The organism is Rhodococcus sp. NPDC059968, assembly GCF_042738615.1.
Classification (GTDB): Bacteria; Actinomycetota; Actinomycetes; order Mycobacteriales; family Mycobacteriaceae; genus Rhodococcus_F.
This window is the reverse complement of record NZ_JBHWUE010000010.1, coordinates 123200-140149: the sequence shown is the minus strand read 5'-3', so window position 1 is coordinate 140149 and position 16950 is coordinate 123200. Positions and strand designations below refer to the sequence as shown.

The window sequence follows — 16950 nt, the reverse complement described above, 5'->3', positions numbered from 1 at the left end:
CCGCATCGGCGACCGCTCCGAATCAACGGAGAAATCCCGATCATGCACACCGCGAGGAGATTGGTATCGATGGCTGTGAACAGATTGATCCAGAGGCTGGGTGGCGACGACCGGGTAGATCTGCTCCGGGCAGTTCGTGAGTCCGACGTGAGTCCGTACTTCCGGGTGATGGAGTCCGCCACCGCACCCGTCGTCCAGGTGGAAGGCGCCGACCGGATCATGCTCGGTTCCAACAACTATCTCGGGCTGGCCGATCACCCCGCCATCCGTCAGGGAGCGCAGGACGCCCTCGACACGTTCGGTGGGGCGATCACCGGAAGCCGGCTCCTGAACGGCACCATGGACCTGCACCTCGACCTCGAGTCGGAAATCGCCGAATGGCACGGCACCGAGGACGCCATGGTCTTCACCACCGGTTATCAAACGAATCTCGGCACCATCAGTGCCGTCGTGGGTGTGGGTGACGTCGTCGCCGTGGACTCCGCCGCGCACGCGTCGATTCGAGATGGATGTGCTCTGTCCGGTGCCACGATCCGCAAGTTCCGTCACAACGACGTCGCCGACCTGGAGAACATTCTCGGGGACACTGCGGACGGGGACGGCGCGGTGCTGGTGATCGTGGACGGGTTGTATTCGATGGAGGGCGATCTCGCCCCACTCGGCGCGGTCTCCGAACTATGCGACCGGTACGGTGCGGCTCTGATGGTGGACGAGGCGCACAGTCTCGGCATCTTCGGCGCGCAGAGGACCGGCGCCGCCGAACTGCTCGGCATCGACGGCAACACCGACATCCGCATGGCATCGCTGTCCAAGAGTCCCGGCTCCACAGGAGGATTCATCGCGGGGTCCCGTGATCTCCTCGACTCGCTTCGAGTGAATGCCCGTGCCTTCCTGTTCACGACGTCCGGTGTTCCCGCCGCGGTGGGGGCGTCGCTCGCCGCGGTGCGCCTGATCCGCAGCGAGGAGGGGGAACAACGCGCACGACGCGCGCTGGACAACGCCGCGGTCCTGCGATCCGGACTGGCGGACAACGGACTCGACGTGGGTGCGCTGTCGCCGCTGCCCGGCGGTGGTGAGACGGTGACGCCCATCGTGGCCGTCCACATCGGCGACGACCTCGAGGCGATGAACCTCTGGCGTACCCTGTTCGACAAGGGCGTGTTCACCAGCGCGGCACTCTATCCCGCCGTTCCCCGTTCGGGGGCGATGCTCCGGTTGTGTGTCATGGCCACCCACACGGACGCACAGTTGCGGCGGGCGGTGGAAGTGATCTCCGAGACCGTCACGGAGGCCGCGGCGTGATGAAGGTGGCCGTCACCGGTGCGACGAGCGACTTCGGCGCCGCGATCCTTCCTGTGTTGCTGGCAGATCCGGACATCGACACGGTGATCGGGCTCGGCAGGCGGGAACTGCCGTTCGAGCATCCGAAACTCGAGTCCGTCCGGATGGACATCCGCGACCCGGGCATCGAGGACGTGTTCCGTGGCTGCGAGGCCGCGGTCCACCTGGCGTTCGTGGTGGAGGAGATCCGGGACAAGACGGCGACCCACGACATCAACCTGAGGGGTTCCCGCAACGTCATCGACTCCGCCTACCGCGCCGGCGTGCTGCGCGTCGTGATCGCATCGAGCATCAACGCGTACGGTCCGGAGTTGCGGCCGAAGCCGGTGAACGAGGACGTTTATCCCGCAGGCGATCCCGACCGATACTATTTCCACGACAAGGCCGAGGTCGAGCATTACGCCGAGTGGTGGCTGCGCCGCCATCCGGGGGAGATGGCGATCTCGATGCTGCGTCCCACCTACATCATCGGACCGGACTTCTCCAACGACGGCATCGACCAGCTCACCGGTCCGGTCGGGGCCTTTCCGCGGGCCGACGACGCCGCGTACCAATTCCTGCACCAGCGGGACATGGCCGACGCGTTCCATCGCGCCGTGAAGCAGGATCTGGTGGGCCCGTTCAACCTCGGACCGCGGGACTGGGTGGGTGTCCGCGAACTCGCGGCGATGCAGGGGCAGCGGATGTTCGACGTGCCCGAACGACCGGCGGTCGTGGCGGCGAACGTCGCGTTCCGGCTCGGGCTCACCGCGTTCTCCGGCCAGTGGGTGACCGCGGGGGAGACCGTCGTCGATTCGACGCGCCTGACCGAGGCGACCGGCTGGGTGCCGACGCTGACGGCCCGGGAGTCGGCGGCCGTCATGATCCTGCTGCAGGGGAAATCCCTGTTGCGCAGGGAAGATGCCCTGGAACGCCGCATCGCCTGCGAGGCGGCGCTGGAGCCGGCGTCCGAATTCGTCGGCGTCGACGGCCGCGGGCTCGAGCACGTCCAGATTCCCGCGGCAACCGGTGCCGTGCACGCCGAGGTTCACGCGGCGCGGTCGGGCGGCGCGGCCACCGTGGGGTCGGGCGGCGCGGCCACCGTGGTCCTGCCCGCGCCACCCGGGCTCCACGCGCGCTATCTCACCCCCTTCGCCGCGGAGTTGGCGGAGAACGGTGTCGACGTCGTCGTCGTGGACCTCCCCGGGCACGGGTTGAGCACGGGGAAGCGAGGGCTTGTGATGGTGGCCGGGGTGAACGACGCCCTGGCGGTTGCCCTCGGCTACGCCCGGATCCGGTTCGGTGCCACTCCACTCGTGGTGAGGGTCGGTGACGGGACCGAGCGCGTGTCGCGGCCGGGACGATGGCGATCGAAGGTTGCCCGCTCGCGGACCCACGTGTCGGTCAACCCGGCCGACGGACTGCTCCCGCGGAGGCTGCGGTACGAGGGTGGGCTGGGGCATATCCCGCACGCCTACTCCGTCCGTGACGTCGTCTCACTCACCCGCGCCGATCGCGTCGACTCGTAGAGTGACTCCTGAACACGTAGACGCTGTGAACAGGAGTGAACCCATGACCAGTGAAGAACCCGGGAAGCGGAGTCCGGCCGTCGAGGCGGGTCTGGCGGTGCGGCGTGAGGTGATGGGCCCCGACTTCGTCGAGCGGGCACTCACCCGAACCGCAGGGACCGACAGTGAGCAGTTGCAGGAGTTCGTCACCGAGCACGTCTGGGACGCCGTGTGGAATCGGCCGGGGCTGGACCGGCGCAGCCGCAGCCTCCTCACCCTCGGCATGCTCATCGCGCTGCGTGCACACGGTGAGCTGAAGGGCCACGTGCGGGGTGCACTGCGAAACGGTCTGACCCGCACCGAGGTCGTCGAGGCGGTGATCCACGCGAGCGCCTACTGCGGCGCCCCCGCCGGGTTGTCGGCGATGGCCGTGGTGCAGGAGGCGCTCGACGCGGAACTGGGACCGCTGGAAGCCGAAGGCTGACGCTACGGTACGCGAATCAGCCCGCGACGCCGGTGATCTCGTTGGGGGTCTCCGGCAGGTCGGCCTGCCCGGATACGGTCCAGGTGTCGAGGTCGATCGTGTGGATCTTCTTGTTCGCGGGGTCGGTCACGTAGGCGGTGTGGTCCTGCACGTACAGCGCGGGCCGCGGCGACTGCCACTTGTCCGGCTCCGTCCACGGATCGATGATGTCGACGGTGCGGCTCACCGACTTGCTGTTCGGGTCGATCACGTGCACGGCGCCGTCGGTGCCGAGGACGAGGGCCTCACCGTGCGGGGCTCGCCCGAGCGAGCGGAACGTGTAGCTGGTGCCGAGGTCGACGAGGGTGAGTTGTCCGGTGGCGGTGTCGGTGAGCGAGACCCGTTCGGGGCGTTCGAGTTCGGCGTCGGGGTCGGTCTTGTAGTCGCCCAGGATTATCGGTGAATCCTCGTCGCCGGCCTGGTTGCCGATGCGCCCGTAAGGGTCGGGGCTGGTGACCTTGGTGATGACGCCGTCCCGGTAGATCAGCAGGCCGTTCTGGCACCCCACGACCACCGTCTCGTCAGCGGCGACGGCCTCACCGTGCACACCGGGGCAGTCCTCGTTGCGCGCGACCTCCTTGCGATCGCGGTCGAGTACGACGATGCCGGTGCGCTCGTCCTCGTTGCCGACGGTGGTGAGCAGGCTGCCATCCGAGAGCTCCACGGCCACTCCGTGATGCGCTTCCGGCGTCGTGAACTCGGTGGTGTCTGGTGTGCCTTCGGACAGTCCGGCCGGATCGAACACGCGCACCAGTCCGGTGCCGTCGTCGAACAGCACCGTCCTGCCGTCGTGGCGGACCACGTGCCCGGGTGTCTTCGCCTCGAACGCGACGTCGATGAGGGCGGGTTCGGCGGTGTCGAGGGCGGTGAAGCTGTTACCGGTGCTGACCAGCACGTGCCGGTCGTCGCCTGCGGGGTTGAGCCGGGTGAAGCCGTCCACCTCGGCCGAACCGACCACCTCGAGGCTCTGCCCGTCGAGCACCAGCACGCCGCCGTCGTAACTCAGTGCCAGCCGCGGTGTGGCCGAGTCGGTGGTGGTCGCTTCGGCTGAGCCGGAGTCGGTGGAGCAGGCTGTCAGAAGTGTCGCCGAGAGTGCCACGGCGGCAACGGCGGTGGGGAGAGGTCTACGCATAAGGGTCACCCATGAGAATTAACTCGTATTGCAAACGGTTGTCAAAGTCGGAAGTGTGCATGTGAGAATGCATCGCTACGCGAGCCCCTTCGCGATCGCCAGGGAATTCGAATCCATCATCTCGACGTACGTGCCCGCGCCCGAGTCCTTCTCGCCCAGCGATTCCGTGAACAGCGAGACGACGTCGACGGGAACACCGGCCTCCGAGGCCAATACCTGCGCGAGCCGATCGGGCTGGGAGGAGTCGACGAAGATCGCAGGAATCCGCGCCGCGGTGATCGTCGCGGCGAGGTCCGAGAGGTCCGACGCGCTGGGCGACGCCAGGGTGGTACCGCTCGGAATTACCGCCCCGATCGTGTCGAAGCCGAAACGTTCGGCCAGATAACCGAAGACGTGATGATTGGTCACCAGCTTTCGCCGATCTGCGGGGACGGTCGCGAATCTGTCCGTCATCCGAGTAGTGAGTTCCTCGAGCTGCCGGGCATAGTCCTCGGAGTTGCCGCGGACGGTGTCCGTGTCGATCTCCGCCACGTGTTCGATCACCGCGTCGCGGATCAGGGCGACGGCCTCGCGCATCCGGTCCGGATCGGTCCACACGTGCGGATCCGCGGTGCCCGTCGACTTTCCGGAACGGTATTCGATCGGCCGCACCGATTCGCCGACCTGCAGGATCGGGACTCCCTCGGAGCGCGCCGTGTCGACGGTCTTGCCGATTCCCTCCTCGAGCCCGAGACCGTTCGACACGAGGAGGTCGGCGCGTTCCACCCGCGCGGCGTCCGAGGCGGAGATCTCGAACGAATGAGGATCGGCGCCTCTCGGCATCAGCACCATCACGTCGGCCTGGTCGCCGACGACGTTCTGCACCACATCCCCCAGAATGTTCGTGGTCACGACCACGAGCGGCCCGTCGGACGCGCCCGGGGTGCACGCGGTCACGGACAACGCCGCGAGTGCGGTCAGCAGGGCCAGCGGCAGCAGGCGCCGCATCCTGCTCACAGCCCGACCACGCCGAGCGTGGACGCGGCGACTCCGACGTCGAGAGTTCGTGCCACCCGCGCGTCGTCCCGGAAGTCGATCTCGGTCACCGTCTTCGACGCGGGATCCGAGACGTATGCGCGGCTGCCGCCGACGACGACGGCAGGCGGGGCCGCGGACTCGGTGCTCCAGTCGTAGGGGGCGGCCAGCACGTGGGACGAGGCGGTCTCCGCGCCGGTCGTCGTGTCGTACACGCGGAAGGTGCCGTCCGCGAGGACCGTGAACACGGACCGACCGTCGCCCGCCGGTGCGACGCTCAGCACCCGATCCGGGGTCCGGACGTGCGTCCACCCGCGGGTGCGCGCATCGAAGACCAGCACCCCGTCATTGGTGGCGGCGGGTCCGGCGGCGGCGACGTGGATCGGGAGGCCGTCGTGTCCGCGGAACGAGGTGGGTCGGGTGGCGGCGTCGATGCCTGCCGGGTACGGAACCTTCTCCGACGTCCAGGCCCCGGCGGCGGTGGTCGCGACGAACAGTCCGTCGTCGCACGCGGCCAGCACGTTCGTGTCGGACACCGCCGTGCCGTGCATGTTCGGGCAGGCAGTGTCGAAGCTCTGCTGGACCTCCCCGTCCGCGGTGTGGACCTCGAACGTGCCGGGGCGGGAATCGGTTCCGTCGGCGGCCGAGTGCGACACCACGAAACCGTCGGCGATCGGCAGGGCGACACCGTGGTGCGGTGCGTCGGCGTCCACGACGGTCCCGACGTCGATGCTGTCCTTGCGGAGGGCGGCGAAGTCGATCACGCGGGCGACGCCGTCGCCGTTGAAGAACGTCGCCACCTTGTCGTCGCCCTCGATCACGTGCGTCGGCTTGCCGCCCGCGAGGGCGCCGAGTTCGAACGGTGGCTTGGTGTACGAGTGGGTGTGGTCACCGTGGTCGATGGTCCAGGAACCGGCGTCCAGGACATGCACGGCGCCGCCGGCGCCGTCCACCGCGAACGCGTAGCGGTCCTTCACCGTCGTCACCCGCGTCGGATTGTCGAACTCGAACGAATGGAGAGTCTCGGCGGTCGCGAGGTCGAGCACGTCCACGCGGCCGGAGTCGGCGTCCGACACGACGAGCCGGGGTTCGGGCCCCTCGACCTCGGTGGATCCGGCTTCGGCGGCGAGGTCGCTACCCGGTTGGCTCCGGCCGTCGGGGGACGCGGCCTCCTCCTGTGGGGTTGCGCAGGCGCCGAGGGTCAGTGCGGCGACCGCGGCAATTGCTGCGCGGGCGAGGGTCGTGTTCGGCATTCATGGTCTCCATCTATCGAACGGGTATCGGAGTGGGAAAAGCGGCAGGCCGGTGTCGTCGCGCTGCCGACCGGGCGAGGGCCGCGACGAAGAACTGGAGCACGGCGATTCCGGCGATCGTCGCGCCCGCGGCGGTGTCGGCATTCCACGACACGATCAACCCGGCGAACGTGGCGGACCAGCCGAGGAGCACGGCAATGACCATCGTCGCGCCGATCGACCTGCCGAACAGTGCTGCGGTGGCGGACGGGGCGACGAGGAGGCCGAACACGAGCAGGGTGCCGACGATGCGGAACGAGGCGACCACCGCGAGGACCACCAGTGTCAGGAGCGCGAGGTGCGCCCACCGCGGCTGCAGACCCAGGGTGTGGGCCTTGCGTTCGTCGAAGACGAGGGCGACGAAGGGGCGGTACGCGATCACGGAGACGATCCCGGCGACCGTGGCCGCCGCCGCGAGCCAGATCAGATCTCCCCGCGTCGCCGACAGGACGTCGCCGAACAGGAAGGCTGTGAGATCGACCGCGAACGACTTTGCGCGCGAGACGATCACGACACCCAGCGTGAGCATGCCGACGAACAGCAGGCCGATCCCGGTGTCCTCGGACAGTCGCGAGTTCTTCGAGACCCAGGCGACGCCGAGGATCATGACGACCGCACTCGCAGCCGCGCCGACGAGGAGATTCGCGCCGGCGAGATAGGCGACGGCCACTCCGGGCAGCATGCCGTGTGAGATGGCCTCGCTCATGAAGGCCATGCCGCGCAACACGACCCACGTGCCCACCAGTGCGCAGAGGACGGACACCAGCATTCCCGCGAAGAGCGCGCGCCGGACGAAGGAAACCATCAGGGGGTCGAGTAGCCACTGCACTCTGCTACTCTAACGATAATGATTGTCGTAAGCGAAATCGTGGTCCGATATGGCGCGACCCCCGCGTTGAACGGCGTGAGCGCGCGGCTCGCGCCGGGCACCGTCACGGCCGTCGTGGGGCACAACGGGTCGGGGAAGTCGACGCTCCTGCAGTGCCTGGCGGGCATCGCGCGCCCGACGACGGGACGAATCGACGGAACGAGGGGGTTGGGCATGGCGTATGTGCCGCAACGCAATGCGGTGAGTGATCAGCTACCGCTGACCGTGCGCGAGGTGGCGGCAATGGGGGCCTGGCATCGACGCGGATTGTGGCGACGGCTCACTCCCGGCGACCGCGGCGCCGTCGACGAGGCGCTGGACAGGCTCGGTATCGCGGACCTCGGCGGGCGGCGGATCGGCACACTGTCGGGCGGACAGCGTCAACGCGCCCTGCTCGCGCAGGCGCTCGTGCAACGCGGCGACCTGCTGCTCCTCGACGAGCCCACCACCGGTCTCGACGCGGAAGCCCGCGCCGTGATCGGCGACGTCGTCGGCGAAGAGGCCGCGCGGGGAGCGATCGTCGTCGTGGCCACGCACGAATCCCACGACGCGGAACGCGCCGACCAGGTGCTGACCCTGTCGTCGGGGGTGCAGCTCACCCCACTTCGATGATGACGAGCTTGTTGCCGTCCGGATCCCGGAAGTAGAACATGGGCGGCACGTAGTCGCCCATCCGCATGACCTCCGCGTCCACGTCGACGCCGTTCGCCGACAGGGTCGCATGGTCGGCGTCGGCGTCCGAGGTGGTGAGGCGGATGCCCGTCTCGACGCCCGCGGGGACGCCGTCGCGTGCAGGCACGAGCGCGATCGACGTCGCCGATCCCGGTGGCGCCACCTCTACCCACCGCTGTCCGGGGCTGAACTCCGCATCCATACGGCGTTCGAAACCGAGTGTGCCCACATAGAATTCGAGCGCCCGATCCTGATCCGTCACGGGGACCGCCACCGTGTGCACACCGTTGATGTGGGTCTTGCCGTCCTCGGCCATGCCGTTCACCTCCTCGTCGGCAGGCGTCACGCCTGCTCGAACGCCTTCTCGAGTTCGGCGACGTCGAGTTTGCGCATCTTCAGCATGGCCTGCATGGCACGCTGCGCCTTGTCGGTGTCCGGGTCGCGCATGAGTTCGTACAGCCGCTCGGGGACCACCTGCCAGGAGACGCCGAAACGGTCCTTGACCCAACCGCATTGGCTTTCCTCGCCGCCGTCGCCGGTGAGGGCGTCCCAGTACCGGTCCACTTCCGCCTGATCCTTACAGAGGATCTCGAAAGAGATGGCCTCGTCGAACGTGAACTGCGGGCCGCCGTTGAGCGCGATGAACGGTTGTCCGTTGATCTCGAAGGACACCGTCAGCACCTGTCCCTCCGGGCCGGGAGTGTTCGGACCGTAGTGGGTGACCTCCGTGATCCGCGAATTCGGAAACAGGGACGTGTAGAACTTCGCGGCCTCTTCACCTTCGGTGTCGAACCAGAGGCAGGGGGTGATCGGTTTCATGGCACGTTCCTCTCGCAGGTCCTCGTCGATTCATCCTCGCCGATATAGACCGCGCCCACGCCCGAAACTCATCGAACGGCCGTCAGGAGTTCAGCGCACCGTCCGGGTCGACGAGATGGCGATCGCTCCGAACAGTCCTACCAGGGCGAATGCGTAGAAGCCCCACGGAACCGCGTAGCCCGCGCCGAGCAGGACACCGCCGAGGATCGGACCGCAGATCGCGCCCACCCGGCCGACGCCGGCCGACCAGCCGAGAGCCGTGGCACGGATCTGCGGCGGGTGGTTGGCGCTCGTGAACGCGTAGACGAGAACCTGTGCGCTGAACACGAAGCAGCCGGCGAGGAACACCAGGGCGTAGATGCCGAACGACACCTTGACGCTGAGCAGCGCGAGAAACACGGCGGCGCCCGCGAACCAGATGATGGCTGCCGTGCGCGGGCCGATCTTGTTGGCGACGCCGCCCGCGATCAGCAGTCCGACCACCGCACCGGCATTGAGGATCAGCAGGAATGTCAGCGACGCGCCCAGGTTGTAACCCGCCTCGCGCATGATCGTCGGCAGCCACGTGTTGAGGCCGTAGACGAGCAGCAGTCCCATGAACGAGGTGACCCAGATGGCGATGCTGTTGCGCAGGAACGGACGCGAGAACAGGGCGCGCACCGGGTTGGCCGAGACCGCAACGGGAGCATCGGCGGCGGGTGCCGCTTCCAGTTCGAGGCCGTACTGCTTCGCGATGGCCTCGGCCTCGGCGCGCTTGCCGTGCGCCAGCAGATACGAGGGAGATTCGGGAAGGTACCGCAGCATCAGCGGAATCAGGATCACTGCGGGCAGGGCGCCGACGACGAACATCGAACGCCAGCCGAACGGTTCGATCAGGACGATCGCCAGCGCCGCCGTCGCGACGGCACCCACGTGGTAACCGGTCATCAGCAGCGTCGACGCGGAGCCGCCGCCCTGTTTCTTCGTGAACTCGTTGACCAGGGCCAGTGCGGTCGGCAGCGCGCCGCCGAGTCCGACTCCCGCGAGGAAGCGGAACAGTCCGAAGACGAACGGGTTGGGCGCCACCGCGCAGAGGAGCGTGAGGACGGAGAACGCCGCAACGGCGAAGAGGAGGGCCCGCCGGCGTCCGATGACGTCGGTGAGCGTGCCGATGACCAGGGCGCCGATGGTCATGCCGACCAGGCCGAATGTCGAGATGAACGTGATCGTTCCGGTGGTCAGCCCCCAGTCCTCGTAGTCGAGGAGTGAAGGGATGACGGCGCCGAGGACGACCAGGTCGAAACCGTCGAGCAGCACGGCCACCCAGCAGAGGGGCGCGACCCAGAGGGCGGTGGAGGCGCGGGCGGCGCTTCGTTGGGAAGTGGTCATGATGTCCTCGACATTCGGCGGTGATTCGCAAGGGGCGTTCGCAATGCGAACTCTAGTTCTATACGCGGACTCATTGTGTGGCGCGCCATAGTTGCCTGTCAAACATCGGCCACTCCACACCCTGGCGGTCCGCCGTCCCTGGGCGTGCGCCCAATGTCGCCACGGGTTGGTCAAGGCTTGGTAAACCCCGTGTGGATAATCGACCGGGTACCGAGTCGATGAGCCAGGACGGATTGTGAGACCCAACCCCCAGGTGGCTGCGAGCCGTCCGAGCCACGCCGCGGCGCCACCGTCGGCTGCGAGCGGCTACCGGTACGACCTCGACGGTCTGCGCGGAATCGCGATCGCGCTTGTCGTGGTCTATCACGTGTGGTTCGGGCGGGTGTCCGGCGGCGTCGACATCTTCCTGGTCCTCTCGGGGTTCTTCTTCACCGGCATGCTCGTGCGACGCGTGGGCGCGGACTCGGGTCCGTCGATTCCCGCCGTCTTGCGTCGCACCGCCCGCCGGCTGCTGCCCGCGCTCGTGGTGGTGTCGGCCGCGACCGCGGTCGTGACCGTGATCCAGCGGCCGTTCACGCAGTGGTCGGGGATCGCGGACCAACTCCTCGCGTCGCTGCTGTACGTGCAGAACTGGCAGCTGGCCCGGACGGCGTCCGACTACGCCGCCGCCGACTCGTCGGTCAGTCCGCTTCAGCACCTGTGGTCGATGTCCGTGCAGGGGCAGTTCTATCTGCTCGCCCTCGCGGTGGTGGCCGGGATCGCGTGGACGTGCCGCCGCCGGACCGGTCTCGTGCGTCCACTCCTCGGCGGTGTGCTCGGTGCGGGGTTCGTCGCGTCCTTCACCTACGCGGCCGCGCTGTCGCAGGACCGGCAGTCGTGGGCGTACTTCGACACGTTCGCGCGACTGTGGGAGTTGCTCGCGGGTGCGCTGCTCGCGCTCGTCCTCCATCGCATCGCGCTGCCCCGGTGGTGTCGCGTGGTCCTCGCCGTCGCGGGATTCGCCGTGGTCCTCGGGTGCGGATTCCTCGTCGACGGCGCGGCCCTGTTCCCCGGCCCGGCGGCCCTGATCCCGGTCGGCGCGGCGGTGGCGCTCATCCTCGCGGGCGCCGGTCCCTCCGAGCAGCCGGGGATCGTGACGATGATGGCGTCGCGGCCGTTCGTCGAACTCGGTGGCCTGGCGTATTCGCTGTACCTGTGGCACTGGCCGATCCTCATCTTCTACCTCACGTGGCGGGAGCGGCCCGCGGTCGGAGCGCTCGGCGGACTCGCGGTGATCCTCGTGTCGCTGGTGCTGGCGTGGCTCACCCAGCGGCTGATCGAAGCGCGGTTCCAGACGGGGTCTGCCCGTCCGAGCCGGTTGCTCACCGCGCTGGTCGCGATCCTCGGCGTCGCCGTCGTGGGGACCGCATCCGGCTGGCACGTGTATCTCGTCCGCAACCCCGAGACCACCGCCCGGGTCGGCGAGCTGGACCCGTGGCTGTACCCGGGTGCGGCGTCGTTGACCGACGGCGCGTTCGCGCCGCGCACGGACATGCGACCCACCCTGCTCGAGGCGCCGGGCGATCTTCCGCAGCCGACCCTCGACGGCTGCATCTCCGATCTGAGCACCCGCGACGTCGTCACCTGCGTGTACGGCGACCTCACCGCCGACCGGACGATCGCCGTGGTGGGCAGTTCCCACGCCGAGCACTGGGTGCCCGCGCTCGATCGCATCGGGCAACAGCGCGGTATCCGCGTCGAGACGTATCTCAAGATGGGGTGCCCGCTGACCGTCGCGGACGTTCCGCTGCTCGCCGGCGAGCCGTATCCCGACTGCGGCGACTGGTCCCGCGACGTCCTCGACCGTCTCCGTGATCACCGGCCGGACTGGGTGTTCTCGACGTCCTCGCGGCCCAACGAGGAGGGCGCCGGCGACGTCACTCCCGACGACTACGTGGGCCTGTGGGCGCGGCTCGCAGACTTCGGGCTCCCGTTCCTCGGCATTCGCGACACCCCGTGGCTGCACCGCGACGGCGTCCCGTATTCGGCCGTCGACTGCCTGGCCGACGGCGGCGACGCCGACAGCTGCGGATTGCCCCGCGACGACGTGCTGGCACCGGACAACCCCACGCTCGAGGCGGCCCGCGACCTGCCCTCGGTGTATCCGCTCGACCTCACGGATGCCGTCTGTGACGTGGCGATCTGCCGCGTCGTGCAGGGAAACATCCTCGTGTACCACGATTCGCATCACCTCTCCGCGACGTACGTCCGGAGTCTCGTCCCCGAACTCGACCGGCAGATCGGCATGGCCACCCGCTGGTGGTGACCGGGATACTGGCGGCATGTCCGAAGACGACCGCAGCATGCTGGGACGCGCCTTCCTGGTGCTGGGTTCGTTCACCTCGGAGCGCCCGCGGCTGTCGCAGTCGGAGCTGAGTCGCCGCACCGGACTGCCGCTGCCGACGGTGCACCGGCTGTGCCGTCAACTGGTCGACAACGGCGCCCTCGAACGCGTCGACGACGGGCACTACGAGATCGGGGTGCGGCTGTGGGAGTTGGGTGCGCTCGCGCCCCGCGCCCACGGACTCCGGCAGGTGGCGCTGCCGTACCTCGAGGATCTGTACGAGGCGACGCGCGAGAACGTGCAACTCGTGGTCCGGGAGGATCTGGAAGCGCTCTACATCGAACGGCTGTCGGCGCGCGGCGCCGTGACGGTCGTCGGGAGGGCGGGGGGCCGGCTGCCGCTACACGCGTCGAGCGGCGGCCTCGTGCTGCTGGCGTTCGGTGGCACGGACCTGCTCGACGCCGTCCTCGCCGCCGGCCTCGAACGCTTCACCCCGTCCACCATCACCACCGAACATCGCCTGCGCAGCACCCTCGACGACATCCGCCGGACCGGTTGGGTCACGTGCCGTGAGCACCTCAACGTCGGGACGCTGGCCGTGGCCGCGCCGGTGTCGCGGTCGACGGGTGAGGTGGTGGCTGCGGTGTCCGTCGTGGTTCCGGCGGAGAAGGATCCCGCGCCTCTGATCCCGGCGGTGCGGGCGGCTGCGCGAGGCATTTCCCGCGGCGTCGCGTAGCTCATCTTTCACTCAGTGAAAGAGGGGGTGTTGCGGGCCGCTTCTCCGCAGGACAGTGACTGGTGTCACGAACTACGCGAGGAGTCTGCTCATGAACACACAGGTCGGGATCGTCGGCGGGGGTCCCGCAGGACTGATGTTGTCCCATCTCCTGCACCTGAAGGGCATCGATTCCGTCGTGCTCGAAAGCCGCACCCGCGAGGAGGTGGAGGGCACCATCCGGGCCGGTGTGCTCGAACAGAACACCGTCGACCTGATGGTCGACACCGGACTCGGCGACCGCCTCAAGCGTGAGGGACTCACCCACCACGGCATCGAACTGCGGTTCGGCGGACGCGGCCACCGCATCGACTTCGACGAACTGACGGGCGGCCGCGCCGTCACCGTCTACCCGCAGCACGAGGTCCTCAAGGACCTCATCGCCCGGCGTCTCGAAGACGACGGTGACATCCGCTTCGGCGTCTCCGACGTGCAGGTTCTGGGCCACACGTCCGATAACCCGAAGATCACCTACGCCGACGCCGACGGCAACGAGCAGACGCTCACCTGCGCGCTCGTCGCCGGCTGCGACGGATCGCGGACCACGACCCGCGGTCTCATCCCCGAGACCACCGTCCGCACCGACCACTTCCGTCAGTACCCGTTCGCCTGGTTCGGCATCCTCGCCGAGGCCCCGCCGTCGTCCGAGGAACTGATCTACGCCAACCACCCGCGCGGCTTCGCGCTCATCAGCACCCGCACCCCGGAGGTCCAGCGGCACTACCTGCAGGTCGACCCGGACGACTCCGTCGACAACTGGTCCGACGACCGCATCTGGTCGGAACTGCACGCCCGCGTCGACGGCGAAGGCGCGGAAATCAAGGACGGCAAGATCTTCCAGAAGTCGATCCTGCAGTTCCGCAGCTTCGTGTGCGAACCCATGCAGCACGGCAACCTTTTCCTCGCCGGCGACGCCGCCCACACCGTGCCCCCCACCGGCGCCAAGGGCATGAACCTGGCGATCGCCGACGTGTACTTCCTGTCCAAGGCGATGGCCGAGTACTTCGCCACCCGCAGCCGGGCCGGGCTCGAGGGTTACACCGACAGCGTCCTCCCGCGCGTGTGGCGGACCCAGCACTTCTCCTGGTGGATGTCCTCGATGCTGCACCGACTCCCCGACGACACCGGATTCGGCCACAAGCGGCAGGTCGCCGAACTCGACATGGTCACCCGCTCCGTCGCCGGCCGCACACTCATCGCCGAGAACTACGTCGGCACCCCTTTGGGCTGACGCCCCCGTGAGTACTTATTAACGTCGGGCGGTTAATAAGTACTCACGGGTGGCGGAGCCGCAACGAACGGTGCGAACAGTCGGGCGGTGTTCGCCGACGCCGCCGCGGTGTCTTCGGGTGGGTTGGCGATGAAGCTCAGGGCGAGCCGGACGATGGCGTGCGCGATGATGCCCGCGTCGTCCGGGGACGAGTTCACCCACGACCGTTGCAACGTCTGTGCGAGCCGTTCGGCCGCGGGCCGGATGATGATGTTGCTGTCCGTCGTGATCAGGCGCAGCAGATCTTCGGGTGCCTTCCCCTGGTGCAGCGACATCACCAGGGGATCGGCTCCGCTGAGTTCGAAGAACGTCGCATATCCGTGTCGCAGAGCAGTTGTCGCGTCGCCGGGGTTCTCGTACAGAGCGGATTCGATGACGGTGACGAGGCTGTCGGTCAGCCGAAGTGCGTACCCCTCCGCCAGGCCGCGCCGCGATCGGAACTCTTTGTAGATCGTCTGCCTGCTCAGCCCCGCGGCGCCCGCGACGTCGGTCATGGTGATTGTCGGCCATGGACGTTCGAGCAGCAGTTCCCGGAGCGCATCGAGTGTTGTCTCCCGCATCAGCGACGTTGCGGCCAGCCGGTATCGACTCTGTCGCTCGGTGCGGTCGTCTTCGGACATGACCTCGATGCTAGCGGGCGGCCGCGACCCGACCTTCCCGTTCGTCGGCGGTAAGAGCAACCGATTCGTCCGCCAACGCGGCACAGTCGACCCGACGGCCCTGGGCGATCATCGTGCGCACGGTGCGGAGGTCTTTCGGGCGGCCCACGGAGATGACCCCGACCGGCGTGTCCTTACGCACCGCGACCGCGGTGAAATCGCGATCGGCGATCGAACCGCGGATCACGTAGTCGTCGTCGAATCGGGTCGCGCCGGCGAACTGCACGGTGTGGCCGTATTGCGTGGACCACCCCCATGGAACGTCGGTGAACGGCATGGGCTTCCCGAGGATGGAGTGCGCGGCGGCAATCCCTTGTGCCTGAGCGCCGTTCCAGTGTTCGGAACGGTATCGCTCGTCGTCACGCGCACCGGGGATGTTCGCCGCGTCTCCGGCCGCGTAGACGCCGTCGGTCGAGGTGCGAAACTGCCCATCGACGGTGATGCCGTTGTGAACGCGCAGTCCCGCCGCGACCGCGAGCGTCACCTCGGGGACGGTGCCGACCGAGACGAGGACGGTGCCGGCACTCCAGCTGCGACCGTCGTCCGCCGTGGCGCGGGCGGAGCCGTCGTCGATCACGTCGAGCGACGACAGTGCGACATCCGTGCAGACGTCGACGTCGTTCTCGGAGTGCAGCGAAGCGATCATCGTCGAGATTTCCGGGGGCACAATTCGACTGAGGAGCGACGGGTCCCGTTCGAGGACGGTGACCTCCGCACCGAGTGACCGCGCCGTGGCCGCGACCTCACATCCGATGAGTCCCCCGCCGATCACGAGCAGGGAACCGGTGCGTCGAATCGACTCGCGCAGGGAATCGGCGTCGGCCGTCGACCGCAGAGTGAAGACGTGCGCACCGGAGGCACCCCCGAGTTTTCGGGCCCGGCCTCCGGTCGCGAGCAGCAGAGCACTGTACGACAGTGTTTCTCCGGAGGAGAGCGTCAGCGACTTCCGCCCGGTATCGAGGTCGACTGCCGTTGTACCGGTAATCAATTCGATATCTCTTTCCTTCCAGAAGGAGTCCGGCTTCAGCGCGGTCTTCTCCGTGGACGTGGCACCCGACAGCAGGTCCTTCGACACCGTCGGACGCCGATACGGCTCCGCGGGTTCTTCGCCGATCAGGACGATGCGCCCGGTGAACCCTTCCGAGCGGAGTGTCATCGCAGCGCTCGCCCCGGCGATGCCGGACCCGACGATGACGACCGTCGACAGTTCCGTGGAAGGACTCATACCCGGCTGACCTCGGCCATGTCGAAGTCGGCCTTTGCGGCCCCGCAGTCGGGGCACGACCAGTCCTCGGGAATGTCGTCCCACCTGGTGCCGGGCTCGATGCCGTCCTCCGGCCAGCCCTCGGCCTCGTCGTATTCGAATCCGCATTGGACGCAGCGGTAAAGCTTGAAATCGGTACTCAT

The 16950-nt window shown here is 68.1% G+C and carries 17 protein-coding genes; 7 read left to right on the top strand and 10 right to left on the bottom strand.

The window, feature by feature from the left end; translation table 11 throughout:
* The first annotated feature begins 69 nt into the window (after positions 1 to 69).
* Genes ACFWAY_RS12500 through ACFWAY_RS12490 form a run of 3 tightly spaced genes read left to right on the top strand, consistent with a single transcriptional unit; the run spans position 70 to position 3312 of the window.
* Positions 70 to 1302 carry an aminotransferase class I/II-fold pyridoxal phosphate-dependent enzyme gene (locus tag ACFWAY_RS12500; RefSeq protein ID WP_378454376.1) on the top strand — a complete coding sequence of 411 codons (1233 nt, stop codon included), beginning with the start codon at positions 70 to 72 and terminating at the stop codon, positions 1300 to 1302.
* Positions 1302 to 2849 carry an NAD-dependent epimerase/dehydratase family protein gene (locus tag ACFWAY_RS12495; protein WP_378510824.1) on the top strand — a complete coding sequence of 516 codons (1548 nt, stop codon included), beginning with the start codon at positions 1302 to 1304 and terminating at the stop codon, positions 2847 to 2849. The genes ACFWAY_RS12500 and ACFWAY_RS12495 overlap by 1 nt, the downstream gene beginning before the upstream one ends.
* 43 nt (positions 2850 to 2892) lie before the next feature.
* Entirely contained in the window at positions 2893 to 3312 is a 420-nt protein-coding gene (locus ACFWAY_RS12490; protein WP_378454375.1) for a carboxymuconolactone decarboxylase family protein, read from the top strand.
* 16 nt (positions 3313 to 3328) lie between these two features.
* Here the strand turns inward: ACFWAY_RS12490 and aztD are convergent, their stop codons facing one another.
* From aztD to aztB, 4 genes are all read right to left on the bottom strand, one after another.
* A complete protein-coding gene (gene aztD / locus ACFWAY_RS12485; protein ID WP_378454374.1) occupies positions 3329 to 4483 on the bottom strand; it encodes a zinc metallochaperone AztD in 1155 nt (384 codons plus the stop codon).
* Between the two features lie 75 nt (positions 4484 to 4558).
* Entirely contained in the window at positions 4559 to 5470 is a 912-nt protein-coding gene (gene aztC, locus ACFWAY_RS12480; RefSeq protein WP_378454396.1) for a zinc ABC transporter substrate-binding protein AztC, read from the bottom strand.
* 5 nt (positions 5471 to 5475) lie between these two features.
* Entirely contained in the window at positions 5476 to 6750 is a 1275-nt protein-coding gene (locus ACFWAY_RS12475; protein ID WP_378454373.1) for an ABC transporter, read from the bottom strand.
* A gap of 13 nt (positions 6751 to 6763) precedes the next feature.
* On the bottom strand, positions 6764 to 7618 hold the full coding sequence (gene aztB, locus ACFWAY_RS12470; RefSeq protein ID WP_378454372.1) for a zinc ABC transporter permease AztB: 855 nt from the start codon (positions 7616 to 7618) through the stop codon (positions 6764 to 6766).
* An 18-nt stretch (positions 7619 to 7636) separates the two neighbouring features.
* On the opposite strand from aztB, the gene aztA reads away from it, so the two are divergent.
* Positions 7637 to 8269: a zinc ABC transporter ATP-binding protein AztA gene (gene aztA / locus ACFWAY_RS12465; protein WP_378454371.1), complete on the top strand. Its 633-nt coding sequence runs from the start codon at positions 7637 to 7639 to the stop codon at positions 8267 to 8269.
* On the opposite strand, the gene ACFWAY_RS12460 is transcribed toward aztA, so the two are convergent.
* The 3 genes from ACFWAY_RS12460 to ACFWAY_RS12450 all read right to left on the bottom strand — a co-directional run bounded on the left by ACFWAY_RS12460 (position 8253) and on the right by ACFWAY_RS12450 (position 10516).
* Complete coding sequence (locus tag ACFWAY_RS12460) at positions 8253 to 8645, bottom strand: VOC family protein (RefSeq protein WP_378510823.1); 393 nt, start codon at positions 8643 to 8645, stop codon at positions 8253 to 8255. The two genes, aztA and ACFWAY_RS12460, sit on opposite strands and share 17 nt — an antisense overlap.
* Before the next feature lie 26 nt (positions 8646 to 8671).
* A complete protein-coding gene (locus ACFWAY_RS12455; protein WP_378454370.1) occupies positions 8672 to 9148 on the bottom strand; it encodes a VOC family protein in 477 nt (158 codons plus the stop codon).
* Between the two features lie 90 nt (positions 9149 to 9238).
* Positions 9239 to 10516 carry an MFS transporter gene (locus ACFWAY_RS12450; RefSeq protein ID WP_378454369.1) on the bottom strand — a complete coding sequence of 426 codons (1278 nt, stop codon included), beginning with the start codon at positions 10514 to 10516 and terminating at the stop codon, positions 9239 to 9241.
* 235 nt (positions 10517 to 10751) lie between these two features.
* On the opposite strand from ACFWAY_RS12450, the gene ACFWAY_RS12445 reads away from it, so the two are divergent.
* The 3 genes from ACFWAY_RS12445 to ACFWAY_RS12435 all read left to right on the top strand — a co-directional run bounded on the left by ACFWAY_RS12445 (position 10752) and on the right by ACFWAY_RS12435 (position 14845).
* The gene (locus ACFWAY_RS12445; RefSeq protein WP_378454368.1) at positions 10752 to 12821 is read left to right on the top strand and encodes an acyltransferase family protein; all 2070 of its coding nucleotides are present in this window, start codon (positions 10752 to 10754) and stop codon (positions 12819 to 12821) included.
* A gap of 16 nt (positions 12822 to 12837) precedes the next feature.
* On the top strand, positions 12838 to 13575 hold the full coding sequence (locus tag ACFWAY_RS12440) for an IclR family transcriptional regulator (RefSeq protein ID WP_378454367.1): 738 nt from the start codon (positions 12838 to 12840) through the stop codon (positions 13573 to 13575).
* Positions 13576 to 13666: 91 nt separating this feature from the next.
* Positions 13667 to 14845 (top strand): 4-hydroxybenzoate 3-monooxygenase, encoded by a 1179-nt coding sequence (locus ACFWAY_RS12435; RefSeq protein ID WP_378510809.1) that lies wholly within the window; start codon positions 13667 to 13669, stop codon positions 14843 to 14845.
* 32 nt (positions 14846 to 14877) lie between these two features.
* Here ACFWAY_RS12435 and ACFWAY_RS12430 read toward each other — a convergent pair whose 3' ends face one another.
* Genes ACFWAY_RS12430 through ACFWAY_RS12420 form a run of 3 tightly spaced genes read right to left on the bottom strand, consistent with a single transcriptional unit; the run spans position 14878 to position 16950 of the window.
* Positions 14878 to 15504 (bottom strand): TetR family transcriptional regulator, encoded by a 627-nt coding sequence (locus ACFWAY_RS12430; RefSeq protein ID WP_378510808.1) that lies wholly within the window; start codon positions 15502 to 15504, stop codon positions 14878 to 14880.
* A 10-nt stretch (positions 15505 to 15514) separates the two neighbouring features.
* Positions 15515 to 16768, bottom strand: coding sequence for an NAD(P)/FAD-dependent oxidoreductase (locus tag ACFWAY_RS12425; RefSeq protein WP_378510807.1), 1254 nt, complete (start codon positions 16766 to 16768; stop codon positions 15515 to 15517).
* The gene (locus ACFWAY_RS12420) at positions 16765 to 16950 is read right to left on the bottom strand and encodes a rubredoxin (RefSeq protein WP_378510806.1); all 186 of its coding nucleotides are present in this window, start codon (positions 16948 to 16950) and stop codon (positions 16765 to 16767) included. The genes ACFWAY_RS12425 and ACFWAY_RS12420 overlap by 4 nt, the downstream gene beginning before the upstream one ends.